This is a genomic window from Oryzomonas sagensis, from assembly GCF_008802355.1.
GTDB classification, from domain to species: Bacteria; Desulfobacterota; Desulfuromonadia; order Geobacterales; family Pseudopelobacteraceae; genus Oryzomonas; species Oryzomonas sagensis.
In genome coordinates, this window is the sequence record NZ_VZRA01000001.1 from 601,830 (window position 1) to 615,818 (window position 13,989).

Genomic DNA, 13,989 nt, shown 5'->3' on the forward strand with positions numbered 1-13,989 from the left:
CGCAGGGTATGCGGGGATTGCCGAGAGCCTATTGACGCCGTTCTTTTTCTTCCTCTTCCATTTTGCAGTTGATGCAGAGCGTTGTCACCGGTCGCGCCTTGAGACGCGCTTCGCTGATTTCTTCGCCGCACTCCTCGCAGATGCCGAATTCGCCGGCATCGATGCGCTCCAGGGCGTCCTTGATCTTGTTGATCAGCTTGCGCTCCCGGTCACGGATGCGCAGTTCGAAGTTTCGGTCCGACTCCTGGGTGGCGCGGTCGGTGGGATCAGGAAAGTTGGCCGCATCGGAGGTCATCTCCGTAACCGTCTTGTCCGCCTCGCCGAGCAGAGATTTCATCTCTTCGATCAGAACATTTCTGAAGTATTCAATCTTTTCCGCTTCCATGGCCTGCTCCTGAATTCATATAAATGTACAGATTTTATAGGTTACCGCGGTGCAAGTCCAGAAAAAAATAGCCGCGGGCCGGGCCGGACGCTATTCCAGGACATGGTTCATGGCTTCTTCAACCGACGAAACCCCCACGAGCTTCATCTTTCCCTTCTTGAGCCTTTTCAGGTTGCCGGCCGGGAGGACGGCGGTCCGGAAGCCGAGCTTTTCCGCCTCGGCGATGCGCTGCTCCGGCTGGGTTACGGCCCGCACCTCTCCGGCCAGCCCCACCTCACCCAGGACAACGGTCTGGGGTGCGATCACCTTGTCCAGGTGGCTGGAGGCCACCGCCATGATCATGGCCAGATCGGCGGCCGGCTCGTTGAGGCGCACCCCCCCGGCGGCATTGAGAAAGATATCCTGCCCGGCCAGATGCAGCCCGACTTTCTTTTCCAGCACCGCCACCAACAGCGCCAGGCGGTTGTGGTCGACCCCGATGGTGGTGCGGCGGGGAACACCGTAGGACGACTGGCTCACCAGCGCCTGAAGCTCCACCAGGAGCGGCCGGCTCCCCTCCAGGGAGGTGGTGACCACGGAACCGGCGACCCCGAGGGGGCGTTCGGCAAGAAAGAGCTCCGAGGGGTTGTCCACGCAGCACAACCCTTCCTGCTTCATCTCGAACACGCCGATCTCGTTGGTGGAGCCGAAACGGTTCTTGACCGCCCGCAGGATGCGGAAGGGGTGGCTGCCGTCCCCTTCGAAGTACAGCACCGTGTCCACCATGTGTTCAAGCACCCGCGGCCCGGCGATGGCGCCGTCCTTGGTGACATGCCCCACCAGAAAGGCCGGGATGTTGTGCCCCTTGGCCAAGAGCATCAGCTTGCCGGCCGATTCCCTGACCTGGCTGACGCTGCCGGGGGCGGATTCCAGGGAGGAGGTCCAGACCGTCTGGATGGAGTCGATCACCAGCGCCTGCGGCTTGAGGGCCGCGGCATGGGCAATGATGGCCTCCAGCGAGTTTTCCGCCAGGACCAGGAGCCCCTGGCGGGAGACCCCCAGCCGTTCCCCCCGCAGCCGGGTCTGGGAGGCGGACTCCTCGCCGGACACGTACAGCACCTGGCCGCCGCCGGCCGCCAGGTTGTTCATGGCCTGGAGCAGCAGGGTCGACTTGCCGATGCCGGGGTCGCCGCCGATCAACACCAGGGAGCCGGGAACGATGCCGCCGCCCAGCACCCGGTCCAGCTCGACGATGCCGCAGCTTATGCGCGTCTCCGACTGGGACGGCACATCGCAGATCGGCACCGGACGGGAGGCGCCGCCCGCCGGCAGAGTGTGGGCCGGCTTGGCGGCCGCCTCTTCGGCCATGCTGTTCCAGGCGCCGCAGTCGGGGCATTTCCCCAGCCATTTTGGTGACTGGCAGCCGCACTTCTGGCAGGCAAAAACGGTTTTCTGTTTCACGTTCCATCCCCCGATGTTTGATTATGAACGATGTGATCCGGTCGATCTCGCCGCCTGGCTCACGATGTAGCCGGCGCAAAGGTCTGCATTAGGTTTGACAAAAACCCGCAATAATCCGTATAGTATTGCACATTACCCCGGTAATCCACAAGGAACCGCGCATGCACGTCATCACTCCCTCATCGCCACCCGCTGTCCTGCACGCCCTGGGCAACGTCAGCCGGGCGTTGCGCGCATGGCAGTTCTACCCCAAGGGGCACCCCAGCCGCAAGAACAGCATCCTCCAGGCGCACCTTTCCCTCCAGCGCGCCCTGGACGGCAACGACCTTTCCCTGCTGTGCGGGCGCGGCGGATTCAGCCTGCCAAACGGAGAGCCGCTCCAGGACGGCACGCACATAGCCGCTTCCCTCTCCTTCGAGCTTTTTGCCCGGCGCGCGCAAAAAATCACCTTTCTCGGCGACCTCTTCCAGGAAGACCTGCTGGACTTCATCAGGGTCGTCTCCCTGTCCCCCGACGCCATCCAGGAAGCCGGCGGCCTGGAGAGGGTCATGGGCGAGCACGGCATCCGCACCATCTGGGCCAACGAATTCGATCTCGCGGCCATTGGGGGCAAGCGCCGCGATATCGAGTCCCGGGGGGTGGTTCCGCCGGGGCTTGACGAGATCGAAGGCGCGGACCTGGCATTGCCGGTCATGCCGGAACCTTCCGTCCCTTCAGCCGGAGACGCCGACCCGGGGCAGGCGCTACACGCCCTCCTGAGCCGCCTGAGCACGACCGTTGACGAAGACATCTACCCCATGCTCGCCCGCCAGGGCATTATCTGCTGCGAGACGCTCATGGCCCGCCACGAACCGACCGCGGTACTCCCCCTGGCGGAGCTGTTCGCACAGCATGCCGCAGATCCGGGGCGTGGGAAAAAGATCATGGCGATTGCACGCTTCGGACTTGAGCAGCTTGCCGCACAGGAGGAGTTCCTCGAGTTTGTCCTTGAGAGCCTGGGCGCCGTCAACGGGGTTTCCCCCCGGGGCGCCCTGGCTCTCGTGGCCGCCGGCGGCCAGGCGGCCCTCAATCGCGCCGTGGAAAAGATGGCCCTGACCGACAATCCGGCCGTACGCAAGAAGCTGATCCAATTGCTGGGGCGCCAGGGGGAATCCGCCGTTGCATCCATCCTGCCCATGCTGAACGACAATCGCTGGTATGTCGTCAGGAACCTGGCCGCTATCCTGGGCGATATCGGCAGCCGGGCAGCGGTCCCCGAGTTGGAGAGATGCCTGCGGCACTCCGACGGCAGGGTTGCCAAGGAGACCATACGCAGCCTGGCAAAAATCGGCGGGCGGCGGGCGGAAGCGGCCGTCATCGCCATACTGCGCAGCACTGATGCGGCGTTGTGGCCCCAGGCGATCGCCTCCATCGGCGGCATGAAGAGCCGCAAGGCCCTTGCCGTGCTGTTGCAGATCGTCTGCGACGACGACCGGTTCCTGCAAAACCTCCCCCTGAAATGCGATGCCCTGGCGGCAATCGCCATGATCGGCGACCGGCAGGCAACCCCCCGCCTCGTGCGGCTCCTGGAAAGCAGGCATCTGCTCGCGCGGAGCCGTTGGACCCAGTTCAAGGTCGCCATTGCCGCTACCCTGGCCAGGCTGGACGACGGCCGCGCCCTGCCGGCCCTGAAGAAGAAGGCCCGCGGCTCGGGAGAGCTGGCCCGCGCCTGCACCGAAGCGCTCGGCGCCATCGGACGGGCAAAGGACTGACTATGGAGGAGCTGGACAAACAACTCGCCTTGCGGATGATCACCCTCTTTTCCGGGGCGGTCAAAGGCATCGCCTTCTACCCCGAATCCCATCCCGCCATCCGTCGGCCCCTGCTCGAACTGGACAGACTTTTCGGCACCGCACTGGCCCAAGCCGGGGAGATTGCCTGGGGGGTCATCGACGGCGTCATGTTCTTCGGGAAACATCTCTTCATCACCCCCTCAACCGCCGTCGCCGATCTGACCAACCGGATGATGGAAAAGGAGATCGACCGGATCGTCATGGGGAGCGGACTTACCTTTGACGAACTCCAGGGGTTCGTGCGCCTCCTTGCCGGCACCCCGGCAGGATTCGACGAGCTCTGCGCCCGCATGAAGCAGAAGGAGATACGCCACATCCTGGTGGTGCGCCGGAAGGACACCCCCCTGCCGGAGGACAGGGACGATGAGGATGGAGAGGGCTACGCCCTGGCGACCTACGGCCAGGCCCTGGGAGCGATCAGGGGCGTCTGCCGCGATATCGAGCAGGGGCGGATTCCCAGCAGCGCCCCGGTGATCGGCGTGGTGGACCGGCTGGTCGGCATCACCATGCGCGACCCCTCCACCCTCCTGGGGCTTGCCATGATCAAGGACTACGACAACTATACCTTCAACCACTGCGTCAACGTGGGGGTGCTGGCCATGTCCCTGGGGGCCGCCATCGGCATGGATGCGGACGGCGTCAAGGAGGTCGGCATCGCCGGGCAGTTGCACGACATCGGCAAAACCATGATCCCGAAGGAGATCGTCAACAAGCCGGGCAAGTTATCCAGCGCGGAATTCCATGAGATGAAGCGCCACTCGGAACTGGGCGCCAAGATCATCCGCGAGATGGAAGGGCTCAGCCCCCGGGTCGGCCAGGCCGTGCTGGGACACCACCTGCACTACAACCGCAACGGTTATCCCGAATGGGCCCGCGGGTTCGACTACGGCCGGATGATCGACATCATCGCCATCGCCGACACCTACGACGCCATCACCACCCTGCGGGTCTACCAGCACCCCATCACCCCCCGGGCCGCCCTCGGGGTGATGCAGGAACTGATGGGGACCATCCTGGACGGCGATCTGGTGACCCGCTTCGTGGAGATGATGGGCAAGTACCCGGTGGGGACGCTGGTACGCCTGGACACCAACGAGATAGCGCTCATCCACCGCCCCAACCCGCTGGATGAAGAGGCGCCGGTGGTCAGAATAGTGTTCGCGCAGGACGGCGGCCGCCTTCCCCAGCCCCGGGAGCAGCGTCTGGTTGAACGTGACGGCTCGAGCTATGCCAGGATTGTGGCGGTGGTGGACCCGCTCCTGAAGAGCATCGATGTGGGGAGCCTGATCAATCGCGGGCATTACTGATGGTGGATACCGCCAGGCCGTTATTTTCCGTTGCCTGGCGCCGGGAAGGAGAGGAACTCCAGCGGGAGCAGGCTCAGGGCCGTAGCGGCGGCCTGGCGGGTGGAGGCGTGGGGCGAGGCGAGGAGCGCCGTGATGCGCCCCTCGGACGAAAGGTCGTTGAGCTTGGCCAGGGCCAGGGCGGCCTCGGCTTCAAGGGCGCCATCCGTCGCTTCCAGAAACGGACGCAGCCGTTCGTACAAAACCGGCGAGGGGAGAAACCGGGCCACGGCCCCTATCGCCCGCGCCCGGATGGCGCCATTCTCATCATCGAGACGCTCCAGCAGCACCGGCAGCGTGGACGGAACGGCCAGGCGGCCGAGCGCCTCCACGGCTGCGGAACGGATGTCGGCCTCCGGCCGGCCGGCGCAATAGACCAGCGGAGCGACCACCCGGTCGCCGCCGATCTCGCCCAGGGCATGGATGGCGGCGACCCGCGCGCCCATATCTCCGGTTTTCAGGGCATGGAGTACCTCGTCGATGCCGCCGGTGGCCTCCAACCGTTCGATCGCCGTGGCAACGGCATCCCGCACGTCCGGGTCCTCGTCCTTCAGAAGCGGCCGCAACGCATCGATTCTCGTCCGAGCAATCTCGTTCATGACTGAATTTGTAGCAGATCAAGGCCCCCGGCACAACCCCCTTCTTCCGATATATCTTGTCCATGGGTAAATGGTTTGGTATAATAAAGGACAAATTTTATCAAGAATAGGAATTTGCGACAGCGCCGTCGTGGTTCACTGAAGAAACGACGAAAAGGAGACCTACCACTATGCTGGGAACCGTTGAAATCAAACCGGGACTTTACTGGATCGGGTCGGAAGACCCGGACCTGCGCATCTTTGACGACCTCTTCCCCACCGAGCACGGCACCACCTACAACTCCTACCTCCTCAAGGGGAGCGAGAAGATCGCCATCATCGATACGGTCAAGGGCAAACGGGCCGACGAGTTCATGGACAAGATCAAATCCCTGGTCGATCCCAAAAGCATCGACTACATCATCGTCAACCACGCCGAGCCCGACCATTCCGGGTCGGTCTCCTACCTGTTGGAGCACTGCCCGCAGGCCACGGTGGTATCCACCACTGCCGCCAAGACCTTCCTCGGCAACCTGATACACAAGCCGTTCGCCTCCCAGGTCGTCAAGGACGGCGACACCATCGACCTGGGCGGCCGTAGGTTGCGTTTCATCATGGCCCCCTTCCTGCACTGGCCCGACACCATGTTCACCCGCCTGGAGGAGGACAACGTCCTCTTCACCTGCGACGCCTTCGGCGCCCATTATTGCAGTCCGGGGCACCTCTTCAACGACGAGGTCGAAGACCTCTCCTCGGCCCGCCGGTTCTACTACGACTGCCTCATGCGCCCTTTCAAGGACAAGGTCCTCTCCGCGGTGGAGAAGATCCGCCACGACGTGATCGACATGATCTGCCCGAGCCACGGACCGATCATCAGGCAGGACCCGTGGAAGGCCATCGAGCAGTTCGAAAGCTGGAGCAAGCCGACGGCCCTGGTGAAAAAGATCTTCATCCTCTACCTGTCGCCCCACGGCAACACGGAAAAGATGGCCACGGCGGTGGCCGACGGGGCCAAGGCCAACGGCGTGGAGGTCATCAGTTATCACATCAGCCATTTGGGTGCCGATGAGGTGCGCAACATCATGGAAGAGGCCGAGGCCCTCATCTTCGGCATCCCCACCATCAACCGCGACATCCCCAAGCCGATGTGGGACGTGTTGGCCTACCTCAGCACCGTCAAGCTCAAGAGCAGCCTGGCGGCGGTCTTCGGCAGCTACGGCTGGAGCGGCGAGGCGTGCAAGATGGCCGAGGAGCGGTTGAAGGGGATCGGTTTCAAGCTGGTGAGCGAATCGGTCCGCGCCCCTTTCAACCCCAGGGAAGACGCCCTGGAACAGTGCCGGGCCCTGGGCCGGGCCGTTGCCGAGGCGGTGCAAGCGAAAAACTGACACACAGCTTGTGGTATGGATAAACTAAAAGGGCGCACCGCCAACAGACGGTGCGCCCTTTGTCATTGCCGCATCTTCTCACACCCCCTGGAGCGCCCTCAGCCGCGCCAGCAGTCCATCCACACCAATCGGCGCGTCCTGTCCGGCCCGTTCCAACAGCGGCCCCACGGCCTGCTCCGGCGGGACGCGGGGCCAGGCGCTGTCGCTTAAGTGATGCAGCAGGCGCATGGTGCGGAAGGCGTCGAACCAGCCGTGAAAGGCGGTCATCAGCCTCTTTTCGTCGGGGGTGTGCCGCAGCAGGTTGTCCCAGGCCGCGCCAAAGCCGGCCTGTTCCAGAAAACCGGCCAGATGGGGCGAAATCCCGACCGACCGGCGCAGCAGTTCGGCGCCGTCCGCCCCGCCATGCCCCCCCACGCACGCCAGCCATTCCCCCAGAATCCCGAAAAGCACCGGCTGGTAAAAGAGCAGCCGCTCCCCGCCGGACGCGAGCATATCCCCCACGGCGCGGCCGGTACCGAAGGGGACCCGATGGGAAGCGCGGGGCGAGGGGTGGACGATGGTGCCGGCCAAGGGCGCAACCCCGGCCACCTTGTGCACCTGCCGGAGAAAGTAGAAATCCTCGCCTGCCAGGCGGCGGTTCATCCCCCCGCTGGCGACGTAGGCCGATGCCCGGCATGCCATGGCGCTCCCCACGGTATGAAAGGCATAGGGGGAACCGGCCTGTTCCAGCCCCAGCACATAGGTTCGCAGGAATAATTCGTAGCGGTCGATGGCCCCCTGTCCGGCCGGATCGTCGGCCGGGCGATGGCGATAAGGGATGCTTGCCCCTCCGGCACCGGCATCACGAAAGTGCCGGATGATGGCCGCCAGATAGTCGGGCTGGACGATGGTATCGGCGTCGAGGCAGACCAGGAGCGGATCGCCCCCGGCAAAATCCAAATGCCCCAAGGCCAGGTCCAGACCGATTTTGCGCGCCAGCCCCACCCCCTGTTTCGGCGGCAGTTCGTTGCCCGGCGAGGCGGCATCCACCCAGTGCAGATGCTCCAACCCGTACTCCCGTTTCCAGGCGGGCAACGCCTCCAGGGTGGCCCGATTGTCGGCCACATCCTCGGGGGGAGCGTCGCTGCGCTGGTTGACCACCACCAGGATCAGGAAACCGGAGCGGGCATCGGGCGGGTTGGCGGCAAGGGAGTTGAGCATCAGGGGGAGGTTGCGGCGCTCCGCCAGAGCGGGGATGACCACGGCGCCCGTAAACGGCCCGGCGGGCGGGCCTTGGATCTGCCAGGGGGCGGCGACGCCACGGCTGCGCAGGTAGGCGGCGATGGGGGGTGGGAACAGGCGGGACATGCTGCGGGACGTCAGCGCTCACCCCAGCGCTTGAAGAGCTCGTTGGGGATGTCCAACTGGTCCAGGACCTTGCCCACCACGAAGTTCACCAGGTCGTCGATGGTTGCCGGTTGGTGGTAGAAGGCCGGCATGGCCGGGATGATGCGGACCCCGGCGCGGGCCAGCTTGAGCATGTTCTCCAGATGGATCTCCGAGAGCGGCGTCTCCCGCGGGACCAGCAGCAGGGGGCGGCGCTCCTTGAGCATCACGTCCGCCGCCCGCTCGATCAGATTGCCGGAGGTGCCGCAGGCGATGCGCGCCAGGGTGCCCATGCTGCACGGCGCCACGACCATGGCCGCCGGCGCGGCGGAACCGCTGGCGGCGCAGGCCAAGAGGTCGTCGGCCGCCACCACCTCCACCCCCAGCTTCACCCCGAGATGGGCGCAGAGCCGTGCGGTGGCGGTGGAGGGGGCGTCCCCCAGGTCCAGGCCGGTCTCCTCGCGGCAGACCAGTTGCCCGCTCTCGCTGGCCGCCACGGTGAGCAAAAAGCCCCGCTTGAGGAGTTCCTCCATCAGGCGGATGCCGTAGATCGAGCCTGACGCCCCGGTCAGGGCGACGAGCACCCTCTTCTGCGCGGTCATGGCCACTTCACCAGCAGGTCGGCTGCCGTGAAGGCCAGGATGGCGATGCTGATATAGCCGTTCATGTTGAAAAAGGCCGCGTCCAGTTTGTCCAGGTTACCGCCCTTGAGCAGCAGGTGCTCGTACAGCAGCATGGCACTGGCAACCAGGATGCCGACCAGGAACAGTACCCCCAGGTGCATGGTGACGAACAGCACAAGGAGCAGTCCCAGCATCACCAGGTGGAACAGGCGTGCCGCCCAGAGCGATCCTTCCACCCCCAGCACCACCGGGATGGAGTGCAGCCCGGCGGCGCGGTCGAACTCCAGGTCCTGGAGGGCGTAGAGGATGTCGAAACCGGCCACCCAGAAGAGCACGACACCCCCCAGGATCAGGGCGGGGGTATCGATGTTGCCGCGAATGGCGACCCAGGCCCCCATGGGGGCCGCTGCCAGGCAGATTCCCAGCACCACGTGGGCCAGGGCGGTAAAGCGCTTGCAAAAGGAGTAGAGCACCAGAAAGAAGATGGCCACGGGGGCCAGCTTCAGGCAGAGCGGGTTGAGCATCGTGGCGGCAAAGAGCAGCAGCAGCGTGGCCGCGACGATGAAGACCAGGGTTGCCCCCTTGCCGATCAGCCCGGCCGGGATGGCGCGGTTGGCGGTACGGGGGTTTTTGGCGTCGATCTCGGCATCGATGAGGCGGTTCAATCCCATGGCCGCCGTGCGGGCGCCGGCCATGGCCAGGATGATCCAGAGGACCTGGCGACCGCTGGGAAGGCCGTTCGCCGCCAGGAGCGCCCCGGTCAGGGCAAAGGGGAGCGCAAAGACGGTGTGGGAAAATTTGATCATCTCCAGAAAGACGGTGATCTTACGCATGAGTCTTGTTTCCGTTGCCATAGCTATCATTCCGAATAACCTTCCTAAAAATAGTCTGCCACAGAGACACAGAGGAAAATCTAAAAACTTATTTACAGGATGAAATCTTCATGATGTTGTTTGCAACCTGATTTTAGGTTGTATCCCTTTTATCCTGTTCACCCATGTAAGATTGATTCTCTTTTTGTCGTTCTCTGTGTCTCCGTGTCTCTGTGGCGGATTTTGTCTGAGCTTTGGATTCTAAAACCCGTATTCCCGCCACCGCCGCGCCACCTGCTCCGCTATGGCCCCATCCGTGACGACCGGCGGACGGGGCGCGCGGCTGCCGGTGGCATCCAATGCCAGCCGCGTGCCGCTCTCGTCGCGGATCAGGTCGAGGCCATCATCCACCAGATTGATGCCGCGCCAGACCGCACGGGAGAGGTCCGCCGGAACGCCGTCCGCAGCGACAAAGAGCAGCAGGCGGGCAGCCCTGAACCAGGGGGTCTGCCAGAGCAGGCCGGCAATCTCCCTTACCATGCCGGGGCGCGGGTTTTCAAGGGAAATGATGGCGCTCTGACGGAAGACCCATTCCCGGGGAAAACGGATATCGGCCACCGCCGGCGCCAAGCGGCGCACAAAGGCGACGAGCAGCCGTTCCCAGGCCGCGGCCATCCAGCAGTCCTCCATGGGGGGCGGCCCCACCAGGGTTGCCGGGACAACGGCATCCGCCCGGAGGCTGATGGCGGTCACCCGCACCAGGGGGACCGGCGCAGCGGGCGCATAGAAGCCGGTATGGTTGCCGAAGGGCCCCTCCATGACCGTCTCAAACGGGTCGGCATGCCCCTCGATCACCACCTCGCACCCGACCGGAACCCGAAGGGGGACGCTTCGGCAGGCGGCCAGCTCAAGGGGGGCGTCCCGCAGGAAGCCGGCAAAGGTCATCTCGTCCAGATCGCCCGGCAACGGCAGCATGGCGCTGAAGAGCGCCGCCGGGGGGCCGCCCAGGGCGATCGCCACCGGCATCGGCTCGCCCCGGCGGCGGTAAGCCTCGAAATGCCGCGCCGCGCCGCTCCCCGGATACCAGCGCACGGCCAGTTCCCGGGGCCCGCGCACTTGGCAGCGGTACATGCCGCAGTTGGGGCCGGTGCCGTCCGGGGCAACGGTGAACACCTGGGGCAGGGTGATGTAGCGCCCATGCCCCTCGCCGGCGCCATCCCCCGGCCAGCTTTGGAGAAAGGGGAACCCGCCCAGGTCGGGTGCCGCCATGGTCATGAGGTCGGGGTCCTGCCCGGCAGCCGGCGCGAAACGGGAGAACTCCGGCAGGGCGGCGATCCGGCGGTCGAGACCGGCGACATCCCGTTCCGGCAGCGGAGCGAGCAGCGCCGCCATGCGCTCCGCCAGCCGGTCGAGACGGTCCACCCCCAGGGCCAGGCAGACCCGCCGCAGGGAGCCGAACAGGTTGGTGGCAACGGGGCGGCCGCTCCCTTTCGGGCGCAGGAAGAGGAGCGCCCGGCCGCCGCCCGGCTGTTTGCAGACCCGGTCGGTAATGGCGGCGATCTCCAGGATTGGGTCGGTCCCGGCCTCGATGCGGCTCAGTTCCCCCTGCTCTTCCAGGAGGGCGAGGAACTGGCGAAGGTTTTGGATCGGTGCGGTCATTTCCACTGCTCCGGCGATGTTGGGCTCAAGGGGAGTGCGGCACGGGCTTGGGGAAGCGGTGCAGGCCAATTCGCCTACCGGGGCTTGATCAGCCGGGTCGGGGCCACATCCCCCAGGGAGAGTTCCCGTAACAGCCCCTGGGTCAGGAACGCTTCGGCCTCTTCCAGCGCGGCCGGGGTGGAGGGGACATGCCCCAGCTTGCCTCCCGCCATCATGCCGTGCCCGCCGGCCGCCCCCCTTCCCGCCACCAGCCGCATGATCACCTCGCCCGCATTGAGGAGGCTGTCGGTCGTACGAAGGGAGAGGATCACCTCATCGTTGTAATGCCCCATGCTCAGCACGGTCTCGACCCCCTCCAGCCTGACCAGATAGTCGGCCACCTCCGCCACCATTTCGGGAAAGCAGATGGCCATCAGGTTAACCACCAGCAGTTTCCCGTAGAGCATCGTATTTTCGAGACCGCTGTGGATTGCCAGGAAGTACTCCACCGGCAGCTTGGGGTGGGTTATCTCATACAGAATCCGCTTGTTCGCCACCGGGAAGAGGCGGAGGTACGCGTCCCGGTCGGGCCGGTTCGCCTCCCGCCCCAGGTCCTGGGTCTCGGATTTGATCGCGTAGAAGAGGGCCGTGGCCAGTTTCGTACCGATGGTGATGTTTTGCGCCACCAGATACTCGTAGAGGATTGTGGCGGTAACGCCGTAATCGTCGCGGATATCCACCCAGCGGCACGCTCTGCTCGCTTCGCGCAGAGGGTGATGATCGATGAGGATATCCACCCGGCAGTCCGGGGGAAAGGAGTTGTTTCCCGTGCCCGGCTGGGTGTCCAGCATGCAGACCGCGCTGACCTCCCCCATATCGATTGTGCTGAGGGGGTGGAGCGTCATCTCCAGCTCCGTTGCCATGGCGATGTTTTCGCTGCGCCCGATCATGCCGGAAAAGGTGATGACCGCATCCCGGCTCAGTTTCATGGCCAGCAGGTGGCGGAGCGCCATGGCCGAGGCCAGGCAATCGGGGTCCGGGTTGTCGTGGATGACGATGATGGTCTTTCCCCGGCCCTGCAACCATTCCAGCATCCTGTCGGAATGTTCCTTGGAGCGCTGGAGGCATTCCGGCACGCAGTTGTCAGTCGTCGTCATGGAGCTTCCCCTTCAAGCGGTTTGTACGTACCTATCATACCAAACCCGTGGCAAAGCGCCATGCTCCCATGCCCTGAGGGGAAAAATCGCTTTCCGGAGTACGATGGGAATGGGTGGCGTGTCGGGAAGAGGAGAAGATTCAACCAATCCGTCAAAGCCCTACAGCATCGATCCCGCGCCGTCCGGGGCCGGCTCCTCCGGGGAGCAGGAATCGCCGTCAGGGGCCTCCTCGTCCGGTTGCGCAGCGTCCTCCGTATCCCGTGCCGTGGCTGCCGCTACGGCGGCCAACACCTCTTTGAAGTCGACAACCTTGCCGGCTTCCGGGGTCATGGAGAAGTGCGGCGCATTGTAGCCGTCAAACGTGCTGACCGTTTCAACGCCGATCCGGTACTCCCCCTTCGTATCGGCGACACTCAGCCGGGTCGCCCAGTAACCGATGTGGCCCGTATGCCCGATGCCCACATCATTGGTCATCGCCAGGACCAATGTGTCGGCAAGTCCGTCCAGCATCTGCCTGTCCGTGAGCGTAAGCAGTTGCGCATGCTCTTTCTCGTTGATGATCCCTTCCCGAAACAAGGCCTGGGCGACGCCGCCGATAAGGTCCGCAACCACGGCAACGGCATCGCCATGGCCCAACGTCACCCGAATATGCCGTGTCACCCCGGCTTTCTTATCCTGCCCGGTAAGCGGCTGGTCGCTGAAACTGGAGTCGTTCAGCGTGGTAACGGCCTTCAGGAGTACGGTTTTGAAAACATCGTTGAACAGATCCATACTCTTTGCGCTGAGGCGATTGCCGCCGATCAGCTTTGCAAGCTCCGGGGTGCTTGCCGCACCTTCCTGCAGCAACTCGCCGATGTTTATCTTTATCAGCTTGCCCCTGGTTTCAGGGGCCCGGGGAGCGACAACATCGAGGACCGTATTCAAAAGCGACGTACCCACATAGATCGTTTGGGCGTTGTAATCAAACAACAGGGGCAATTTTATGGAAACGTCCACGTTGTCCTTGTTGTAGTGCAAATCGTACAGCACCTCCGATTTTTTGGCCGTCATATCGATCGCGCCGTCCATATTCACGGAAAAGCCCCGGACGATATCGAGACCCGTCCCCAGATACTTTACCCCCTTGGCGTTTGCGGCGGTTTCCTCATCCTGTTTCGGCAGGGAGAGCTCGGAGACCCTGCTTTTCGAGCTGTAGTTGAACCCGGTCGCATCGAGACTCTTTTTCACCGCCCGGGTAAGTTCTTCATGGGGGGACAGGCTCGTGGCGCAACCGCTGATGCAGATAACCATCGTACCGAGAACCGCCATAATCATCCGCTTCATGGTTTCTCGCTCCTTGTGCCTGGTAACGGTAGTAAACACACACGACAATTGTGGACCACCATACGCAATTCCCGGGCAATCCACAAGAGTTCCCGGCAGGCCGTGCCT

12 protein-coding genes are annotated in these 13,989 nt (G+C 64.1%); 3 read left to right on the forward strand and 9 right to left on the reverse strand.

Annotation, left to right across the window (positions count from 1 at the left end):
- Positions 1-28 precede the first annotated feature (28 nt).
- Positions 29-385 (reverse strand): RNA polymerase-binding protein DksA, encoded by a 357-nt coding sequence (dksA, locus tag F6V30_RS02700; RefSeq protein ID WP_151128983.1) that lies wholly within the window; start codon positions 383-385, stop codon positions 29-31.
- 90 nt (positions 386-475) lie between these two features.
- Positions 476-1,825: a DNA repair protein RadA gene (radA, locus tag F6V30_RS02705; protein WP_151154962.1), complete on the reverse strand. Its 1,350-nt coding sequence runs from the start codon at positions 1,823-1,825 to the stop codon at positions 476-478.
- A gap of 161 nt (positions 1,826-1,986) precedes the next feature.
- Here radA and F6V30_RS02710 point away from each other — a divergent pair, with 161 nt between their 5' ends.
- Together F6V30_RS02710 and F6V30_RS02715 are read left to right on the forward strand one after the other, a co-directional pair.
- A complete protein-coding gene (locus F6V30_RS02710) occupies positions 1,987-3,576 on the forward strand; it encodes a HEAT repeat domain-containing protein (protein WP_151154963.1) in 1,590 nt (529 codons plus the stop codon).
- 2 nt (positions 3,577-3,578) lie between these two features.
- The gene (locus F6V30_RS02715; RefSeq protein ID WP_151154964.1) at positions 3,579-4,964 is read left to right on the forward strand and encodes an HD-GYP domain-containing protein; all 1,386 of its coding nucleotides are present in this window, start codon (positions 3,579-3,581) and stop codon (positions 4,962-4,964) included.
- Positions 4,965-4,984: 20 nt separating this feature from the next.
- Here the strand turns inward: F6V30_RS02715 and F6V30_RS02720 are convergent, their stop codons facing one another.
- On the reverse strand, positions 4,985-5,599 hold the full coding sequence (locus tag F6V30_RS02720) for a HEAT repeat domain-containing protein (RefSeq protein WP_151154965.1): 615 nt from the start codon (positions 5,597-5,599) through the stop codon (positions 4,985-4,987).
- Between the two features lie 170 nt (positions 5,600-5,769).
- Between F6V30_RS02720 and F6V30_RS02725 the strand changes: the two genes are divergently transcribed.
- Positions 5,770-6,963 (forward strand): FprA family A-type flavoprotein, encoded by a 1,194-nt coding sequence (locus tag F6V30_RS02725; protein WP_151154966.1) that lies wholly within the window; start codon positions 5,770-5,772, stop codon positions 6,961-6,963.
- A gap of 78 nt (positions 6,964-7,041) precedes the next feature.
- Here F6V30_RS02725 and F6V30_RS02730 read toward each other — a convergent pair whose 3' ends face one another.
- The 6 genes from F6V30_RS02730 to F6V30_RS02755 form a co-directional block, all read right to left on the reverse strand.
- Positions 7,042-8,310, reverse strand: a complete 1,269-nt coding sequence (locus tag F6V30_RS02730) for a glycosyltransferase family 2 protein (protein ID WP_151154967.1) — start codon at positions 8,308-8,310, stop codon at positions 7,042-7,044.
- Between the two features lie 11 nt (positions 8,311-8,321).
- Positions 8,322-8,930, reverse strand: coding sequence for a UbiX family flavin prenyltransferase (locus F6V30_RS02735; RefSeq protein WP_151154968.1), 609 nt, complete (start codon positions 8,928-8,930; stop codon positions 8,322-8,324).
- Positions 8,927-9,784: a 4-hydroxybenzoate octaprenyltransferase gene (locus F6V30_RS02740; protein ID WP_246163150.1), complete on the reverse strand. Its 858-nt coding sequence runs from the start codon at positions 9,782-9,784 to the stop codon at positions 8,927-8,929. Before F6V30_RS02740 ends, F6V30_RS02735 begins: the two co-directional genes overlap by 4 nt.
- Before the next feature lie 240 nt (positions 9,785-10,024).
- Positions 10,025-11,422, reverse strand: coding sequence for a UbiD family decarboxylase (locus tag F6V30_RS02745; protein ID WP_151154970.1), 1,398 nt, complete (start codon positions 11,420-11,422; stop codon positions 10,025-10,027).
- Positions 11,423-11,496: 74 nt separating this feature from the next.
- The gene (locus tag F6V30_RS02750; RefSeq protein WP_151154971.1) at positions 11,497-12,558 is read right to left on the reverse strand and encodes a DHH family phosphoesterase; all 1,062 of its coding nucleotides are present in this window, start codon (positions 12,556-12,558) and stop codon (positions 11,497-11,499) included.
- A gap of 159 nt (positions 12,559-12,717) precedes the next feature.
- Positions 12,718-13,881, reverse strand: coding sequence for a hypothetical protein (locus tag F6V30_RS02755; protein ID WP_151154972.1), 1,164 nt, complete (start codon positions 13,879-13,881; stop codon positions 12,718-12,720).
- Positions 13,882-13,989: the final 108 nt, after the last annotated feature.